Source organism: Candidatus Pelagibacter sp. HIMB1517, assembly GCF_052047895.1.
Taxonomy (GTDB): Bacteria; Pseudomonadota; Alphaproteobacteria; order Pelagibacterales; family Pelagibacteraceae; genus HIMB114.
Map to the genome: position 1 here is coordinate 41,883 of NZ_JBNAIW010000004.1, position 17,200 is coordinate 59,082.

The 17,200-nt window shown below is 28.6% G+C and carries 17 protein-coding genes; 9 read left to right on the forward strand and 8 right to left on the reverse strand.

Going from position 1 to position 17,200, the window contains the following annotated elements; genetic code table 11:
- Position 1 precedes the first annotated feature (1 nt).
- Positions 2-1,795, reverse strand: coding sequence for a hypothetical protein (locus ACTTAT_RS02545; RefSeq protein ID WP_440679498.1), 1,794 nt, complete (start codon positions 1,793-1,795; stop codon positions 2-4).
- A 190-nt stretch (positions 1,796-1,985) separates the two neighbouring features.
- On the opposite strand from ACTTAT_RS02545, the gene ACTTAT_RS02550 reads away from it, so the two are divergent.
- From ACTTAT_RS02550 to ACTTAT_RS02560, 3 genes are read left to right on the forward strand one after another with little or no spacing between them, the layout of a single operon-like run.
- The gene (locus ACTTAT_RS02550; protein WP_440679499.1) at positions 1,986-2,489 is read left to right on the forward strand and encodes a shikimate kinase; all 504 of its coding nucleotides are present in this window, start codon (positions 1,986-1,988) and stop codon (positions 2,487-2,489) included.
- A complete protein-coding gene (gene aroB / locus ACTTAT_RS02555) occupies positions 2,486-3,598 on the forward strand; it encodes a 3-dehydroquinate synthase (RefSeq protein ID WP_440679500.1) in 1,113 nt (370 codons plus the stop codon). Before ACTTAT_RS02550 ends, aroB begins: the two co-directional genes overlap by 4 nt.
- Positions 3,585-4,850 carry an HlyC/CorC family transporter gene (locus ACTTAT_RS02560; RefSeq protein WP_440679501.1) on the forward strand — a complete coding sequence of 422 codons (1,266 nt, stop codon included), beginning with the start codon at positions 3,585-3,587 and terminating at the stop codon, positions 4,848-4,850. Before aroB ends, ACTTAT_RS02560 begins: the two co-directional genes overlap by 14 nt.
- Here ACTTAT_RS02560 and ACTTAT_RS02565 read toward each other — a convergent pair.
- Positions 4,840-5,100, reverse strand: a complete 261-nt coding sequence (locus tag ACTTAT_RS02565; RefSeq protein ID WP_440679503.1) for a BolA family protein — start codon at positions 5,098-5,100, stop codon at positions 4,840-4,842. The two genes, ACTTAT_RS02560 and ACTTAT_RS02565, sit on opposite strands and share 11 nt — an antisense overlap.
- Positions 5,101-5,125: 25 nt before the next feature.
- On the opposite strand from ACTTAT_RS02565, the gene ACTTAT_RS02570 reads away from it, so the two are divergent.
- From ACTTAT_RS02570 to ACTTAT_RS02580, 3 genes are read left to right on the forward strand one after another with little or no spacing between them, the layout of a single operon-like run.
- On the forward strand, positions 5,126-5,776 hold the full coding sequence (locus ACTTAT_RS02570; RefSeq protein WP_440679505.1) for a J domain-containing protein: 651 nt from the start codon (positions 5,126-5,128) through the stop codon (positions 5,774-5,776).
- A gap of 3 nt (positions 5,777-5,779) precedes the next feature.
- Positions 5,780-6,754 carry an AAA family ATPase gene (locus tag ACTTAT_RS02575; RefSeq protein WP_009360632.1) on the forward strand — a complete coding sequence of 325 codons (975 nt, stop codon included), beginning with the start codon at positions 5,780-5,782 and terminating at the stop codon, positions 6,752-6,754.
- On the forward strand, positions 6,747-8,531 hold the full coding sequence (locus ACTTAT_RS02580; RefSeq protein ID WP_440679600.1) for a cobaltochelatase CobT-related protein: 1,785 nt from the start codon (positions 6,747-6,749) through the stop codon (positions 8,529-8,531). The genes ACTTAT_RS02575 and ACTTAT_RS02580 overlap by 8 nt, the downstream gene beginning before the upstream one ends.
- On the opposite strand, the gene ACTTAT_RS02585 is transcribed toward ACTTAT_RS02580, so the two are convergent.
- Together ACTTAT_RS02585 and rpmB are read right to left on the reverse strand one after the other, a co-directional pair.
- On the reverse strand, positions 8,502-9,041 hold the full coding sequence (locus ACTTAT_RS02585; RefSeq protein WP_440679601.1) for a queuosine precursor transporter: 540 nt from the start codon (positions 9,039-9,041) through the stop codon (positions 8,502-8,504). The genes ACTTAT_RS02580 and ACTTAT_RS02585 overlap by 30 nt on opposite strands.
- A 32-nt stretch (positions 9,042-9,073) precedes the next feature.
- Complete coding sequence (rpmB, locus tag ACTTAT_RS02590; protein WP_440679506.1) at positions 9,074-9,367, reverse strand: 50S ribosomal protein L28; 294 nt, start codon at positions 9,365-9,367, stop codon at positions 9,074-9,076.
- Positions 9,368-9,494: 127 nt separating this feature from the next.
- On the opposite strand from rpmB, the gene ACTTAT_RS02595 reads away from it, so the two are divergent.
- Together ACTTAT_RS02595 and ACTTAT_RS02600 are read left to right on the forward strand one after the other, a co-directional pair.
- Positions 9,495-10,550 (forward strand): TSUP family transporter, encoded by a 1,056-nt coding sequence (locus ACTTAT_RS02595; RefSeq protein WP_440679507.1) that lies wholly within the window; start codon positions 9,495-9,497, stop codon positions 10,548-10,550.
- Positions 10,550-10,978, forward strand: a complete 429-nt coding sequence (locus ACTTAT_RS02600; protein WP_440679508.1) for a DUF3429 family protein — start codon at positions 10,550-10,552, stop codon at positions 10,976-10,978. Before ACTTAT_RS02595 ends, ACTTAT_RS02600 begins: the two co-directional genes overlap by 1 nt.
- On the opposite strand, the gene ACTTAT_RS02605 is transcribed toward ACTTAT_RS02600, so the two are convergent.
- Positions 10,949-12,001, reverse strand: coding sequence for a quinone-dependent dihydroorotate dehydrogenase (locus ACTTAT_RS02605; RefSeq protein ID WP_440679509.1), 1,053 nt, complete (start codon positions 11,999-12,001; stop codon positions 10,949-10,951). The two genes, ACTTAT_RS02600 and ACTTAT_RS02605, sit on opposite strands and share 30 nt — an antisense overlap.
- Position 12,002: 1 nt before the next feature.
- Complete coding sequence (locus tag ACTTAT_RS02610; RefSeq protein ID WP_440679510.1) at positions 12,003-13,562, reverse strand: lysine--tRNA ligase; 1,560 nt, start codon at positions 13,560-13,562, stop codon at positions 12,003-12,005.
- A 103-nt stretch (positions 13,563-13,665) separates the two neighbouring features.
- On the opposite strand from ACTTAT_RS02610, the gene ACTTAT_RS02615 reads away from it, so the two are divergent.
- Entirely contained in the window at positions 13,666-15,111 is a 1,446-nt protein-coding gene (locus ACTTAT_RS02615; protein WP_440679511.1) for a TrkH family potassium uptake protein, read from the forward strand.
- Here ACTTAT_RS02615 and argF read toward each other — a convergent pair.
- Together argF and ACTTAT_RS02625 are read right to left on the reverse strand one after the other, a co-directional pair.
- Positions 15,108-16,034 carry an ornithine carbamoyltransferase gene (argF, locus tag ACTTAT_RS02620; RefSeq protein WP_440679512.1) on the reverse strand — a complete coding sequence of 309 codons (927 nt, stop codon included), beginning with the start codon at positions 16,032-16,034 and terminating at the stop codon, positions 15,108-15,110. The two genes, ACTTAT_RS02615 and argF, sit on opposite strands and share 4 nt — an antisense overlap.
- Complete coding sequence (locus tag ACTTAT_RS02625) at positions 16,031-17,197, reverse strand: aspartate aminotransferase family protein (protein ID WP_440679513.1); 1,167 nt, start codon at positions 17,195-17,197, stop codon at positions 16,031-16,033. The genes argF and ACTTAT_RS02625 overlap by 4 nt, the downstream gene beginning before the upstream one ends.
- Between the last annotated feature and the right edge of the window lie 3 nt (positions 17,198-17,200).

Below are 17,200 nucleotides of genomic sequence, written 5' to 3' on the forward strand. Positions count from 1 at the left end.
TTTATAAGCTAAATTCGCTGTTTATAAATGTAGTTTTTAAACTATCTAATTTTATATTATCAAAAATCTTTATTATAGCCAAAATATCTCTAGTATAATTATTCTTAGTTTCATCCAAATCTGCAATAAATAATAAAGTTTTAAGTATCGCCTCGTCGTTTAATTTTTTTTCGATAGAATTAAATATTTCATTCGGTATATAAATTTCTTTATTATATATTACATCAGACATTGATTTAGGTAGATCGATTTTTTGTACATTTAAAATGTTGATTAAAGCGATATCTTTATTAGTTAATTTATAACTTTTTTCTTTAATTTTTTTATCAAAATCTCCGAGAAGATTTAAGATTTTCTTTTTATCTTTTTTAGTTAATTTATTATCAAGTAATTTTTTTATTTCTGAAGAAAAAAAATAATTATTATTAATGCTTTTGTCTTTATTTTCTTCAGATATTTTAAAGTTGTTAATTTTTTCTACAATTTTTTGATCAATCAAATCAGGGTTTGTTGAATAAATCTTTTCTAGTTCTAAATAATAAACTGGTTCAGCAATTTTTTCTAAACCGTTAACTGTTAATTTATCTTTAAAATTATTTAAAATCTTTAATTTGATATCAGGTTTTTGAGCAAGTAACATTGCTTGATATAAAATTGCATGAGACTCGGGACGTCTCAAATTTTTTACAGCATCTTCAACTTGAAATAACTGGTTAAATGAAAAATTATATTTTTTATAAATATCTAAAATGTTTTTATAAGGATAAAGATCTTCATTAACTGAACGTTCTAAAAAAATTACTAAATCATTTAATTCCTTTTTTTTATCTGGAGATGTATTTTTCATTGCTTCATCTAAAAGTTTATTAGCTAAATTACTTTTAAAAAAATAATTTCTTAATTCTTTAGATTTTGAAAAATTATTATATTTTAATTCAAGACTATCATTCGTGATAAGAGTAAGGTGTGTATAGAAAACATTATCAAAATTTATATCACTCTTTTGATCACTTATACCTGTAAGAAAATTTACCTTTCCAACAAAAAAATTATCCAAAGAAGATGTTTCTCGCGTTAACTCAAGTTGAGACTGGGCTTGTTTAATCTTTTTATTATTTATTAAACAAAAAATTTTATATTTTTCTAAATCAATACTCTGGACATCTACAGTCATTAACTTGGTATAACTACACGCTTTATCTATTTGGCCTAAGGATAAATAATGAGTAAACAAAAATTTTAATAATTTAGCATTTTTATTAATGATTTTGTTCTGATCAATAACCTGATCAATAAGTTTCATCTTTTGATTATTTATTAACCAATCAGCAATAAAGCTTAGATGTCTCTCTCCTTTATCTTCAAAAACATTTATATTTGATTTTGAAAATAATACTTTTTCTGAAACAGCAACTAAACTGTTTTTTTCTTTATTTAATAATGTCTCGAAAACTCTGCTATATAAATTATTATCAACATCAGACCAAAAATTTAAGTTTATTTTCGTATCCTCAGGTTCGTATAATCCAAAAATAAGTTCCTGATCATTTATTTCTTCAGATTGACTAATTTCATTTACACTTAAATTTAATTTTTCTTTATCAAAAGTAGTTTGGGGTAAATCTTTATTTAAATTATTTTCTGAATTTTCGATTTTTTTATTTTGGTTTTCCTTAATAGTTATTTCTTGAGACTGTTTCCATATATCTTTAGGCTCACTCAAAACTAAAGATGATGAGGATACAAAAATAGATAAAATTAAAATTCTTTTACTTAACTTTAACAGCGATATCATTAGGTAAGGTTTTCTTACTTGCTTTTGTTTCTGGTGATATATCTAAATAATTAACTAAGTACATTGCTCCATAAACAATTAATACGATAGGAAATATTTTTTTAAGTATAAAATTTTTAATCATTAAGAATTAGTTTTATAAACATTTTAGTCAAAAATATGTTATTAAATTAATATTATTCAGCACACAATGTTAAAAACAATAGTTTTAGTCGGAATGATGGGCTCTGGTAAAACCTCTATTGGTAAAGAGCTTGCAAAATCACTAAATATTAACTTTATTGATAGTGACAAGGAAATTGAGCTTAAATGCAAAAAAACGATTCCTCAAATTTTTGAAACAAAAGGTGAAACATATTTTAGAAAAATTGAAGAAAAAATTTGTGTTAAACTTATAGATGGTAATCCAAAAGTTTTGTCACTTGGGGGTGGTGCTTTTTTAAATAGCGCTATAAGAAGAAAAATCAATAAACTAGGTCTTTCAATATGGATTAGTCCCAGTTTAGAAACTATTTATGAAAGGCTTAGTAAATCAAGAAATAAAAGGCCCTTGTTAAACTATAAGAATTTAAAAAGATCTATTAAAGAAATTTATGACAATAGAAAAGAACAATACAATAAAGCCAATTATACAATTAGAACAAAGTCTGATAACAAAAAAAATATCGTAAAAAAAATTATAGAAATATTATGAAAACACTAATTGTAAAAACTTCTTCAAAAAAATACCCAATTTATATTGGTCAAAATATATTATCAAAATTTAGTTTTTTTAAAAAAAAACACCTTAAAAATACAAAAAATATTTTAATAGTATCCTCAAAAAAAATTCCAAAAAAATATATGTTAACTTTAAAGAAAAATACAAAAGGAATTAAATATTACACTATAATTTTGCCAGATGGCGAAGTTATAAAACAGGATCACTTTTTAATCAAAATCACAAATTTATTATCTAAATGTAACTTTGGTAGAAATGACTGTGTTATTGCAGTAGGCGGAGGTGTGATTGGTGACCTTGCAGGTTTTGCATCAAGTATATTTAAAAGAGGGATTAATTTTGTTCAAGTTCCAACAACTCTTCTTTCTCAAGTAGACTCATCTGTTGGGGGTAAAACTGGAATAAATAATAATTTTGGAAAAAATCTTGTTGGAACTTTTTTTCAACCTAATTTTGTTTTAATTGATATTGATACTCTTAATACTCTTCCAAGAAGAGAGATGATTGCAGGTTTTGCTGAGGTTTTAAAGTATTCACTAATTTTAGATAAAAAATTTTTTAATTGGTTAATTAAAAATGGAAAAAAAATTATAAATAAAAAATCTAAAAATCTAATTACCGATGCTATTTACACTAGCTGCAAACATAAAGCTTATGTAGTAAAAAAAGACGAAAAAGAAAAAAATTTGAGAGCGATATTAAATTTTGGACATACGTTCGCACATGCGATCGAAACTGTAACTGGATATTCTAAAAAGATAATTCATGGAGAGGCTGTACTTATTGGAATGGCTGTGGCTTCAAGATTATCAAATCAAATGGGATACTTAAAAGGGCACGAACTTGAAAGTATTTTATCTTTATATCAAAAATTAAAATTAAATTTCCAGTATAAGAAATTTGTGAACTCGAAAAATATCAAGAAAGTTTTTCAAATTATGAATAACGATAAAAAATCTGATGGAAAAAAAATTAAAATAATTCTTTTAAAAAAAATTGGTTTATCTATAATTAAGGAAACAACATTGAAAAAAACATTTATTCCCTTAATTCAAAAAGATTTAAAAGATGGAATTTACTAATTATTTACCCATTTTTTACATCGCTATACTCATCGTTATCTCAGGGATGTTTTCTGGTTCAGAAACATCCGTAACGTCGGTAAATAGAAGTAAGATTCATAAACTTGCGAACAAAGGTGATCGAAAAGCTAAAAAGCTCCTAAAACTAATAGATAATAAAAATGATCTTATTAGCTCTATTTTAGTTGGTAATAATATAGTGAATATTCTTGCATCAGTTTTAGCAACTGCAGTTTTAATTGAATACTTTGGTAGTGATGGAATTTTTTATTCTACTCTTGTAATGACTTGCTTAATTGTAATTTTTGCAGAAGTTTTACCTAAAAATATTGCTTTGATAAAAGCAGACCGATTTGCTTTATTTTTTTCAACTCCATTAACAATTTTTGTAAAAATATTTTATCCAATAAACTTGATTTTAAAATTTCTAAATCACACAACATACAAAATATTTGGAATTGATCATAAAAATTCCACGAATTCAGTGACCGAAGATATACGTAATATGATTGATATGCACGAAGATGAAGGAGACTTGCATAAAGACGAAAGTGAAATGATCAATGCAATTCTCGACTTAAAGGAAATTACAGTTGAAAAAATTATGACTCACAGAAAAAATATATTTTCTTTAAATTTAAATGAAACAAAAAAAATATATTCAACTATTGCTTCCAGCTCGTTTAGTAGAATACCTGTATGGAAAGATGACCGGAATAATATTTTGGGAATTATTCACGCTAAAAATATTTTAAGTAATTTAGATGATGATGGTAAAATAAGCTTAGAAAAAGTTAAACAAGGTATTATTAAACCGTGGTTTATTCCCGAAACCACAAAAGTAAAAGATCAACTTAATGAGTTTATTAAAAGAAAAGAAAAGATTGCATTTGTAGTAGATGAGTATGGAGAACTAATGGGACTAATATCATTAGAGGATATAATTGAAGAAATTGTTGGAAACATCTTTGATGAAAAGGACTTCTCTACAATTGGAATAAGAAGAATAAATGAAAATCAATATAGAATAAGAGGAGATGTAAATATTAGAGACATTAATCGTGAGCTAGATTTAAATCTTTCAGAAAATGATGCTTCAACACTAGCTGGTTATATTATTTTTAAAACAGAAGCTTTGCCTGAAGTCGGCCAAACATTTAAGTTCGATAACATTGTTTATGAAATTTTAAATAAAAATAAAAATCAAATTACTCAAATAAAAATTATATTAGAAAAATCTACTAAGCATTAATAATTTCAATTTCTAAAGCATGGATAAAGCCCTTCATTTCTTCTGAAAGACATGAATAAATCTTTTGATGTGATTTAACTTTCGGTAGTTCACTTAATTGCTTATCTTTAATAATTAATTTGAAATGACTTATGCCATTATTTGGAGATTGTTGATGATTTTGGTGTAAATGAGAATTGTTAATAACCTCAACATCATTAATTCCTAAATTATTTAAAAGTTTTTTTTTAATTAATGTTTCGGCATTCATGATTATTTTATATTATATATCGTTTATGAAAAAAAGTTGCGATAAAATAAATTGTTTTGAACGTGGTTTTAAAGAAGTACTGATAAGAGATAAAAAAAATAAAGAATACAAAGTATTATGTCAGCATCACTTTGAACAATATACAAAAAACCAAGACCTAAATTGTAATTGGGATTCTTGTAAACAACTTGGCGAGTTCAAAGCTCCAACTAAGGGTGAAGGTGACTATCTATGGTTTTGTGAGGATCATATTAAAGAATATAATAAAAAATGGGATTTCTTCGAAGGTATGTCTCAAGCGCAAATAGAAGACTTTGTGTTTAAAGATATTATTGGACATAGAAAAACACAAAAATTTGGATCAATGGATACTTTTTTTCATGAATTATGGAACAATGCTATTGAAGATGAATTGTTAAATCTTTCAAAATTTAAAAATACCTTAAATCAAGAGAACCAAAAATATACTGACAAACAAATTGCAGCTTTAAAAAAAATGAATCTTAAACCAAATATTACTTGGTTAGCGATAAAAGAACAGTTCAAAAAACTTGTTAAAAAATATCACCCTGATATGAATGCGGGCGACAAAAAATACGAAGAAAAACTAAAAGAAATTACAATCGCATATTCGTATTTAAAAACATCGCTAAGCGATAAACAAAAGGTAGCTTAATTAATGTTTGCTGAACAACCAGATTTAAAGATTTCTGTTAAACAAACTTTTAATATTGATACAGATATAGAAGTCCCAGCTTTTTCTGACAAAAATGATTATGTCCCGGAAATAGATAATAATTACATCTTTGATAAAGAAACTACTTTGGCAATTCTTGCCGGTTTTTCAAATAATAAAAGAGTAATGGTTCAAGGGTATCACGGTACAGGTAAATCAACACACATTGAGCAAGTTGCAGCAAGATTGAATTGGCCTTGTGTTAGAGTAAATTTAGACAGTCACGTAAGCCGTATCGATTTAATAGGTAAAGATGCAATTGTGATTAAGGATGGAAAACAGATTACAGAATTTAAAGAAGGCATTTTGCCTTGGTCACTACAAAATCCAGTAGCACTAGTTTTTGATGAGTACGATGCTGGGAGACCAGATGTAATGTTTGTTATTCAAAGGGTTTTGGAAACCGAGGGTAAGTTTACACTTTTAGATAAAAATAAAGTCATAAAGCCAAATAATTCTTTCAGATTGTTTGCAACTGCAAATACAATTGGGCTTGGAGATACAAGTGGACTTTATCACGGAACCCAACAAATTAATCAGGGCCAAATGGACAGATGGAATATTGTTACAACTCTAAACTATCTTGATCCCAAAAAAGAAGAGGCAATCATTCTAGCAAAGTGTGAGTTTTTAAACTCAAATGACGGTAAACAAATTATAAAAAATATGGTGCAAGTTGCGAATCTGACTCGAAATGGATTTGCGAATGGCGATATATCAACTGTAATGAGTCCAAGAACGGTTTTAACATGGGCCGATAATTATAAAATTTTTTCTGATTTAAAACATTCTTTCAAGGTTTCATTTTTAAACAAGTGTGATGAACTAGAAAGACCTATCATTTCAGAATATTATCAAAGATGTTTTGGAGAAGATGTTTTGTCAACAGAAGATAAAAATTCCAAACCTAATGGCTGACCATCCAAATTTAGAAAAATATAAAACTGCAATTCACTCTACAGCAAAAGCAATTGCGAGAAGTAATTTAAAGGAAAAAAGAGAAAAATTTGAAAAAATTACTAAACCGAAAATTTTATCTTCCGAAAATAAAGGAGAGATTCTAGAGGCAAGAGTCTTGGCAGATAGTGAGGCTTTAAAAATAAAATATAGTGATGAAAATATATTAAACAAAAATCTTCCAACGGGAACAATTAGTAAAACTATTTATAATATTGCTGAGAAAATCAGATATGAAAAAATTGGCTCAGATCAATACAAAGGTATTAAAAGTAATTTAAATAATTTTTATCAAAAAAAAATTTCGGAAAGCAATGTACATTCACAAAATTTTATTGCCGATGCATTTGAAGCATATCTACGTGGCAAGGTATTAGATTTTAGAATTCCAGAAAATAAAAAAGAAGATTTTAAGAGATGGAATGAAATTTTTGACAACAAAGTTTCTGATAAAATATCATCATTAACAAAAAGCTTAAATGATCAGGAGACATATGGCAAAAAAGTGCAATCAATTATCGATGATCTAGAAATTCAAGACCAAAATCAAAATCCACAGAACGCGCAAAATGAAGAGGACAATGAAGATAATAATAAGGAGCAAGATAGCGAAAAACAAGAATTACAAGAACAAGAAAATCAACAATCTCAAAACCCTGAATTTGATATGGAAAATCTTGTTCCAGAAATAGATTTTGACCCAAGTTTAAATGATCAAGAAATTGCTTTGGAGGATAGTGATGATGAAGATATACAAACTACCAGATCTCAAAAGCAAGCATCAAATGATAATAAAAAATATAAAATTTTTACAAATCAATTCGACAAAGTTTTAGAAGCAAATGAACTTATAACAGACGAAGAGATTTTTAAATTGAGAAACAATCTTGATATCCAACTATCATCTCTACAATCTTTCATCTCGAGACTTGCAAATAAATTACAAAGAAAACTTTTAGCTAAACAAAATAGGTCATGGAATTTTGATCTTGAAGAAGGATTATTGGATGCATCTAAGCTACCTAGAATTATTATGGATCCATTTAATTCTCTTTCTTACAAAAAAGAAAAGGATATTGATTTTAAAGATACGGTTGTAACCTTACTGATTGATAACTCGGGATCAATGAGAGGAAGGCCAATTACTATAGCAGCGATTTGTGCAGATATACTATCTAGAACGTTAGAACGATGTTCAGTTAAAGTTGAAATTTTAGGTTTTACCACCATGAACTGGAAAGGTGGAAAAAGTAGAGAGCTTTGGATGAAACATAAAAAAGAAAGTCCTGGGCGATTAAATGATCTTTGTCACATTATTTATAAGTCTGCAGATACACCGTGGAGAAGATCTAAAAATAATTTAGGGCTAATGTTAAAAGAAGGAATTTTAAAAGAAAATATTGATGGTGAGGCAATTCTTTGGGCTTACAACCGCCTAAAAAAAAGAAAAGAAGAAAGAAAAATTATTATGGTTATCTCTGATGGCGCTCCTGTTGATGACTCTACGCTTTCAGTAAATTCTCCAAGTTATTTAGAACAACATTTAAAAAGAGTAGTGCAATGGATCGAAAATAATTCTGATATAGAAATTAATGCAATCGGAATTGGGCATGATGTAACTAACTATTATGAAAAAGCTATCAAAATTGCAGATGTTCAAGAACTAGGTGATGCAATGGTAGATCAACTTGTAGACTTATTTATTAACTCACCTACTAGAAAAAGAACCTTGAATTAACTCTAAATTTTTGACCATCAACCTAAATGGTACAAGCATTAACATTGCAATTATAATCTTAACAACAAAATCACCTAGCGCTAAAGTTATCCATGGAACTTCGGTACCGTAAAATGCAATTGAGAAAAATAAAAATGTATCAACGGCAGATGAAATAATTGATGATAAAAATGGAGGTATAAACCATAACTTATGATCTCTTAATTTATTGAAAATATTTGCATCCAGCAATTGTGCTATTAAAAAAGCTATCCCTGATCCAATAACAATTCTTAGTGAAATTAAATTAAATTCACTGACTGAAAAAAATAAAGAAATTAAAATTCCCCAAACAAAACCTACATGAATTACTCTTTTGGTGAAATTGATCCCATGAAGTCTATTTGCTATATCGGTAACTAAAAAAGCAACCGGATATGTGAAAGCTCCCCAAGTTAAAACATCATTAAGATTTAAAAAATTAAATGGAAATTGAACTAAATAGTTAGATGCCAAAACAATTAGCATCATTGATAGAATGTAAGGTATTAGCTTTTTATTAATCAATTAGCTTTGACTTTTGTTTTAACCATTAGAGCTTTCTTCAATTTTTTTATTCTTGGTGCTAAATTTTTATTTTTTGCTCTAATTAAAAACTGATCAAGACCACCTCTAAAATCAACAGCTTTTAAAGCTCTTGTTGAAATTTTCAAACTAACATTCTTTTTTAATAACTCGCTTTTAAGAGAAACTTTTTTTAGGTTAGGAAAAAACTTTCTCTTAGTTTTGTTATTAGCGTGAGACACCTTATGTCCACTCATCGGTCTTTTGCCAGTTAATTCACATATATTTGCCATAGGTGGTCAGGATATATTTCCTTAAAATGTTTTGGTCAAGGTGTTTTTAGAGCCATTTTATGCGCTCTGTCCGTTTGACAATTAATAATTAGAGGCATAATTGTAATTAAATAATAAACAATGTTAAATGTTTGATTTTTACTTACCGATTGCAGAAGTAACAATTAATATTCCATTATTACTACTAATTAGTGCCGCCGTAGGTTTTTTAACAGGTTTACTAGGAATTGGGGGCGGATTCCTAATGACACCTATATTAATTTTTTTAGGAATACCCCCTGTATATGCAGTTGCAAATGGAGCAAATAATATCTTGGCTGCATCAGTATCTGGGTCATTAGCTCATTATTTTAAAAATCACATCGATGTAAAAATGGGAGTTTTAATTTTAGTCGGTGGTCTCATAGGATCAATCATAGGTGTTGAAATTTTTATTTTCTTCTTAAAAAAAGGGACAATTAATAGTCTGATATCTATTTCATATTTCATATTACTAAGCTCTATAGGACTAATGATGTTTTATGAAAGCTTGAGTGAAATGAGAAGAATTAGAAACAATAAATTCATTAAAAGAAGAATGCATCAACATTATTGGATACACAATTTACCCTTTAAAGTAAGAATTCATGCTTCAAAGTTATATATTAGTGCTATTGGTCCAATATTTTTTGGAATACTTATCGGCCTGATATCATCATTGCTTGGTGTAGGAGGAGGTTTTATCCTCGTTCCAATCTTAATTTATATAATCGGTATGCCAGCTAAACTCGTTCCAGGTACATCACTTTTTGCAATGATATTTGTTATGATCATAGTAACTTTGCTTCACGCAATAGCAAACTATACTATCGATATTTATCTTGTATTCATATTAGCGCTTGGCTCTGTCGTTGGTGCGCAACTAGGTTCAATTATAAGCAGTAAACTTGCTGGTGAAGAATTAAGAGGTTTACTTTCAATTTTGATTTTAACTTTTGGTTTTAAATTTGGTTATGATTTATTCTTTTCTAAAATTTTACCATCAATGAATATTGCCAGTACTATTACTCCAGAATTTAATAGTTTTACAAATTTAATTATAAATGTTTCACAAAATTATCCGGTAATTTATGGAATAGTATCTGTGAGTATAGCTATAATAGTAGGAATTGCAGTCGCATACTCATTCAAAAAAGTATTGTAATGAATCAACTAAGCTTTGTTAAAACATTATGCTACTCAGGAGCAATTCCCTTTTACATTCTTGCTATTATAAGTTTTCTTTACAAGAATTTTTTTATCTTTGATCTTTTCTCGATATATTCGTTAGTAATTTTAAGTTTTTTATTTGGCTCAAGTTGGTTAATGACTATTTTTTTTGAAAAAGAAAATGTTTCGAAAAAATTAATTTTTTTCATCGTAATCACACCTGTGTTACTAATTTTTGTAGAAATATTTATCCAAATACAAATTAAATTATTTATTTACTCATTGTGTTTTTTTGGGATCTATCTAATTGATAACAAATATCTTAAAAACTTAGACTATTTAAAAATTCGAAAAAACTTAACAATACAAGTTATATTAAATCACATGCTAATTTTAATTAGCATTTATACCGACAGCTTCTGAAATATTTTTTAAACCATCTTGTTTTAAGAGCTCTACTAATTCTTTATTAATATTAGAAGCTACATAAGGGCCTTTAAAAACCATAGAAGTATAAAGTTGTACTAAATTTGCTCCGCATTTAATTTTTTCATAAGCCGTTTTTCCATCATTTACTCCACCTACGCCAATAATAGGAATTTTGCCTCTTAAATTTTTGTAAAAATTCAAAATAACTTTGTTCGATACTAAATTAATTGGGCTACCAGATAAGCCACCAGCTTCTCTTTTGTTTTCATCGAATAAATCTTCTTTTCCTTCAATAGAAGTATTTGTTAAAATTAGACCATCAATTTTTTTATCCAAAAAAATTTCAGATAAATTATTAATTTCTGAAATGTCAATATTGGGTGATAGTTTAAATATAATAGGTTTTATTTTTTCATTTTGATTTCTAAAATTTAGTATTGCATCAATTAGATTAATAATTTTTTCTTTATCATGCAGTGATCTTAGGTTTGGTGTATTCGGAGATGAAATATTAATGGCTATATAATCAGCTTGATCATAAAATTTTTCTAAACATATGAGATAGTCATCATTTTTAGTGGCATTTTCTTTATTAGGTCCAATATTAATGCCTAAAATTCCATTGTTCAAATTATTAGCAATACGATTGAAAATTTTTTCCATACCTTCGTTTGGAAAGCCAAGTCGGTTAATAATAGCTTTGTCTTGATTTAATCTAAATACTCTTGGCTTTGAATTTCCCTCTTGAGGTTTTGGTGTAATTGTACCAACCTCTACATAACCAAATCCTAATTTGTAGATAGAGTTATAAACTTCTGCATTTTTATCAAATCCAGCTGCTAGCCCTATAGGATTTTCAAACTCAATACCAAAAACTTTGGACCTCAATTTTTCATGAGGTTTAAATTTAAATAAATCAAATGGAATGATATTTGTTTTTAAGAATTTTATTGCTAATTGATGTGCAACTTCTGGGTCAGTTTGTTTTAAAAATGAGTTAAAAATATCATAAAACATTCTATCTTTTTAAACTGTCCTCTAGCAATTTAATAGTTTCTTCACGTCCAAAAAAGCTGATAAACGAACCCATTCTTGGTCCTTGTTCATCTCCAAATACAATTTCATAAATTGCTTTAAACCAATCTCTTAATTTTTCTTTTGGATAATAATTTTTTCCAACTGTAAAAACTTCAGTTTGTATCTCTGAGGGATCTTTCCCATCTGGCATTTTTTTTAAGACTTCAATTAAATCCATTATTGCTTTTTTCTCGTTTTCATTTGCAGGCCTATATTTTTTTGAAGGCTTTACAATGTCATTAAAATATTGAATTGCATTTTTAGTTAATTTTTGAAGTATAGGATGATCTTCTTTAACAATATTTGAACTATAGTTATTAATAAACTTCCATAAAACTTCTTCATTTTCAGCATTACTTGCACTGACTAAATTCAAAAGCACACCAAAGGAAATTACATTCTTTTCTTTAGGGGGAGAGCCATTGTGAACGTGCCATACTGGATTACCTAATTGCTCTTTGATTTCTTGACCGTCAAATTTTTCTAGAAAAGTTAAATATTCATCTACTGCTTTAGGAATAACTTGCGGATAGAGTTTTTTAGCTCTTTGTGGATTTTGATACATATATAATGCTAAGCTTTCTTGGGTTGCGTATTTTAACCACTCTTCAATAGTAATACCGTTCCCTTTTGATTTTGAAATCTTCTCTCCTTTTTCATCTAAAAATAATTCATAAGCAAAACCATTTGGTATTGGGCTTCCTAATGTTTTACAAATTTGACCTGATAGTTCAGCACTTGGGATTAAATCTTTTCCATACATTTCAAAATCAACTTTAAGTGCTGACCATCGCATTGCCCAATCAACTTTCCATTGTAATTTACAAGCACCATCAGTAACTTTAGTTTTAAATTTCTTTCCATTGTTATCAAAAACTACCTCATTTTGTTTTTCATCAATCTCAACAATTGGTATCTCTAAAACTTTGCCAGTATCTGGACAGATAGGTAGAAAAGGGCTGTACGTTTTCTTTCTATCACTACCAAGTGTTGGTAAAATGATATTCATTATCTTTTCATAATTTTTTAAAACATTGATTAGTTCATTATTAAATTCACCGCTCTTATACATTTGAGTTGAGCTTTTGAATTCATAATTGAAATTAAATTTATCTAAAAACGTTTTTAACATTGCGTTGTTATGTTCACCAAAACTTGGAAATTTTTCAAAAGGATCTGGAACTGCAGTTAAAGGTTTATTTAAATTTTTTTCTAATAAGTCGCTATTAGGAATGTTCTCTGGAACTTTTCTAAGTCCATCCATATCATCTGAAAAGGTAAATAATTTTACTGGAATATCAGAAATTTTTTTAAATGCCTGAATGACCATAGTTGTTCTACAAACTTCTCCAAAAGTTCCAATATGAGGTAATCCGCTCGGGCCATACCCGGTTTGAAATAAGACATGACCTTTCTTTTCTAATGCTTTTCCTTTTCTTTTAAGAATTGCTCTTGCTTCAACAAATGGCCATGCGTTGGAGTTTAAATATTCTGAACTCATAAGTATTTTGTTTATAGGCTAAAATTAGCTTTTTTCAAATTACAAACATTTCAAAAGTTGTCTAAAAAAAATATTAATATAATTTCATTTTAACTGCTTCGAAATGAATTCTGGATTAAAAACTACTTTCCTAATTATCGGATATCTAATTATAATCTTATCTGGTTTCATGATTATTCCTCACATTGTTGAAATGACAATTGGTGATAAATCGCAACACTTTCTAGTAACTGGAATTTTGTCAGCATTTATTGGAACGCTATTAGTATTAATAAGCCAAACCAAAGATAGATCTTTGAATGTCCAACAAGCTTTTTTAATGACAAATCTTGCCTGGTTATCTATTTGTTTTTTTGGAGCTATACCTCTATATTTTTCATCACTTGATTTAACTTTTACGGATGCATTTTTTGAGAGTGTATCTGGTATCACCACCACAGGATCTACAATACTGCCAGACATTGAAAGAGCTTCAAAGGGAATTTTGGTTTGGAGATCATTGCTTCAATGGCTTGGGGGGATTGGTATTATCGTTATGGCAATTACTATTTTGCCGTTGTTAAATATCGGTGGAATGCAGTTATTTAGATCAGAAGGTATGGAAGTTGAAAAAGTAGTTCCAAAGGTTACTGAAATTGCCTTATCAATCACAAAAATTTATATTTTCATCACCATCTTATGTTCTTTGGCTTATTGGCTTGCCGGCATGAATGTTTTTGATGCAATAAATCATGCTCTAACGACAGTATCAACTGGTGGTTACTCTACTCACAGTCAATCTATCGGTTACTTTAATAGTTCACTAATAGAGGTGGTTGCTATCATATTTATTATTACAGGGAGTATCCCTTTTTTAGCTTACATAAAATTTACAAGAGGAGATTTGTTTGTATTTTTTAAAGATAAACAAATAATAGGTTTTTTTTTAATTTTAGTTGGGTCAATTTTAATCATCGCAGTTTACTCATACATAGATAGAGGTGACGCTTTAATTTTAGCACTAAGAGATGCAGCTTTTAATGTAACATCTATTATAACAGGAACTGGGTATACAACTAAAGATTTTAGTGCATGGGGAAACTTTTCTGTTTTTTTCTTTTTAGTTTTAATGTTTGTGGGTGGTTGCTCTGCTTCAACAACTTGCGGAATAAAAGTTTTTAGATTTCAAATTATTTTATCTTTTATTGATCAGCAGGTTAAAAAAATATTTTATCCTAATGGGGTGTTCCCAATAAAGTACAACAACCAAAATATTAATGATCAATTTTTAACTTCGGTTCTTGCTTTTGTTTGTCTCTACATATTTATATTCTTTATTTTAACACTTTTACTATCGCTTACTGGATTAGATTTAATTACTTCTGTTTCAGCGGCTGCAACCTCAATTTCAAATGTAGGTCCAGGACTTGGTCATGTCATTGGACCAGATGGAAATTTTTTTATATTATCTAATAGTGCAAAGTGGCTTTTAAGTTTAGGAATGCTGCTTGGTAGACTAGAGTTACTTACTGTTTTAGTTTTATTTTTACCTGCTTTTTGGAGAAATTAATCTGACAAGCACCAATCAATAATCGCCTTTTGACCGTGCAATCTATTTTCTGCTTGCTGCCATACTAAAGATTGTTTCCCATCAATAACAGAAGAGGTAACCTCTTCTTCTCTTGCTGCTGGTAATACATGTAGATAAATTGAATCTGGTTTTGCAAGACTCATTAATTCATCATTAACTTGGAAATGTTTCAAATCACTCTTTTTCTTTTTAATATCAACTTGATCACCCATCGAAACCCACTTGTCAGACATAATACAATCAGCTTCAGCTACACCTTTTTTTGCATCATGAAAAAGGTTAATTTTTCCACCTTGCTTTTCTGCCCAATCTAAAACTTTTTTTGATGGTAAGTAATTTTTTGGAACACAAATATTAAGTTCAAAATCAAATTGAACTGCTGCTTCTATTGCAGAATTCGTAACGTTATTTCCATCTCCAACCCAAGCAACTTTAGCCCCTTTAATTGAGCCTTTTTGTTCTTCAAATGTCATCACATCGCTCAAAAGCTGACATGGATGACTTGAATTTGTTAACCCATTAATTAGAGGAACTGTTAAAAGTTTTGACAAATCAATTAATGTTTGGTGCTCAAAAGTTCTAAACATTACAATATCAGAAAAGCCTGAAATCACTTTTGCAGTATCTTGTACACTTTCTTCACCTTTTCCAAGATGCATATCATTAGCGTTCATTACAATTGTCTCTCCACCTAACTGTCTCATTGCAAGATCAAAGGAAAGTCTTGTTCTAGTTGAAGGTTTTTCAAAAACCATTAGCAATAATTTATATTTACCATTCGATGGTTCTGATACGACTACTTTACCTTCTTTGCTTTGCTTTGCTTTTCTTCTTTTTGCTTCAGAGAGAATATGATGCAAATCTGATTTTGGAATTAAAGATAAATCTAAAAAATGTTTCATTTTAATTTTTCACACACTTTCTCAATAATTGAAATAGCTTCATCGATTTCTTTTTCTTTAACGATTAAAGGAGGTAATAATCTCACTACATTTTCAGATGCTTTTACAGCCAACATTTTATGCTCAAATAGCTCATTTAAAAATTTAGCATTATCTGATTTAAGTTTTATACCTCTTAATAATCCTTTGCCTCTTACTTCTTCAATAACACTTGGGTATTTTTCTTTTAATTTTATAAGCTGAACTTCAAAATATTCTCCAATTTTAATAACATTTTCTAAAAATCCTTTTTCTAAAATAATATCTAAAACTGCATTCCCTACGCTCATTGCCAATGGGTTACCGCCAAATGTAGAACCATGATTTCCAGGTTTCATTCCACTTCCTGCTTTTTTATTAACTAGACAAGCACCGACTGGAAAACCCCCGCCAATTCCTTTGGCAATTGGAACTATATCAGGCTCAATTCCTGCCCAATCAAAAGCAAAAAACTTTCCTGATCTTCCAATACCACATTGAACTTCATCTAAAATTAATAAAAGATCATGTTCATCACATAATTTTCTTAGACCTTGTAAACATTGATCTGGAATAATTTTTATTCCACCTTCACCCAGAATAGTCTCAACCATAATAGCTGCTGTATTTTTATTAAGTGCTTTTTTTAAAGCTTCATGATCTCCAAAATCAACTTGGTCAAAACCTTCAACTTTTGGTTCAAAGCCTTTGATATGATCAGGATTATTTGCAGCAAATAAAGAAGCTAACGTTCTTCCATGAAAGGCACCTTTGAAAGTTATAATTCTATTTTTTTCAGGATGACCTTTTTCAAAAAAATATTTTCTAGCAATTTTAATACTAGCTTCAGTTGCTTCAGCTCCTGAATTCATAAATATAACGTAATCTGCAAAAGTATTTTCAACTAATCTTTGAGCAAGTCTTTCTTGTTCTGGAATTTCAAAAGCATTTGAAACATGCCATAATTTTGCAGCTTGTTCTTGTACAGTTTTAACAAGATGATCATGGCAATGACCCAATGCATTTACAGCAATACCAGATACAAAATCCAGGTATTTATCGTTAGACGTAGAAAACAAATAACAACCTTTTCCATGAGAAAAGGATACCGGTCTTCTTGCATATGTTCCAAGAATTGCACTCATAAT

What these genes read in the sequence shown, in the direction of transcription:
- ACTTAT_RS02545 (WP_440679498.1), bottom strand. Translation starts at nt 1,795, where the DNA reads ATGATATCGCTGTTAAAGTTAAGTAAAAGAATTTTAATTTTATCTATT.
- ACTTAT_RS02550 (WP_440679499.1), top strand. Translation starts at nt 1,986, where the DNA reads ATGTTAAAAACAATAGTTTTAGTCGGAATGATGGGCTCTGGTAAAACC.
- aroB (WP_440679500.1), top strand. Translation starts at nt 2,486, where the DNA reads ATGAAAACACTAATTGTAAAAACTTCTTCAAAAAAATACCCAATTTAT.
- ACTTAT_RS02560 (WP_440679501.1), top strand. Translation starts at nt 3,585, where the DNA reads ATGGAATTTACTAATTATTTACCCATTTTTTACATCGCTATACTCATC.
- ACTTAT_RS02565 (WP_440679503.1), bottom strand. Translation starts at nt 5,100, where the DNA reads ATGAATGCCGAAACATTAATTAAAAAAAAACTTTTAAATAATTTAGGA.
- ACTTAT_RS02570 (WP_440679505.1), top strand. Translation starts at nt 5,126, where the DNA reads ATGAAAAAAAGTTGCGATAAAATAAATTGTTTTGAACGTGGTTTTAAA.
- ACTTAT_RS02575 (WP_009360632.1), top strand. Translation starts at nt 5,780, where the DNA reads ATGTTTGCTGAACAACCAGATTTAAAGATTTCTGTTAAACAAACTTTT.
- ACTTAT_RS02580 (WP_440679600.1), top strand. Translation starts at nt 6,747, where the DNA reads ATGGCTGACCATCCAAATTTAGAAAAATATAAAACTGCAATTCACTCT.
- ACTTAT_RS02585 (WP_440679601.1), bottom strand. Translation starts at nt 9,041, where the DNA reads ATGATGCTAATTGTTTTGGCATCTAACTATTTAGTTCAATTTCCATTT.
- rpmB (WP_440679506.1), bottom strand. Translation starts at nt 9,367, where the DNA reads ATGGCAAATATATGTGAATTAACTGGCAAAAGACCGATGAGTGGACAT.
- ACTTAT_RS02595 (WP_440679507.1), top strand. Translation starts at nt 9,495, where the DNA reads ATGTTTGATTTTTACTTACCGATTGCAGAAGTAACAATTAATATTCCA.
- ACTTAT_RS02600 (WP_440679508.1), top strand. Translation starts at nt 10,550, where the DNA reads ATGAATCAACTAAGCTTTGTTAAAACATTATGCTACTCAGGAGCAATT.
- ACTTAT_RS02605 (WP_440679509.1), bottom strand. Translation starts at nt 12,001, where the DNA reads ATGTTTTATGATATTTTTAACTCATTTTTAAAACAAACTGACCCAGAA.
- ACTTAT_RS02610 (WP_440679510.1), bottom strand. Translation starts at nt 13,562, where the DNA reads ATGAGTTCAGAATATTTAAACTCCAACGCATGGCCATTTGTTGAAGCA.
- ACTTAT_RS02615 (WP_440679511.1), top strand. Translation starts at nt 13,666, where the DNA reads ATGAATTCTGGATTAAAAACTACTTTCCTAATTATCGGATATCTAATT.
- argF (WP_440679512.1), bottom strand. Translation starts at nt 16,034, where the DNA reads ATGAAACATTTTTTAGATTTATCTTTAATTCCAAAATCAGATTTGCAT.
- ACTTAT_RS02625 (WP_440679513.1), bottom strand. Translation starts at nt 17,197, where the DNA reads ATGAGTGCAATTCTTGGAACATATGCAAGAAGACCGGTATCCTTTTCT.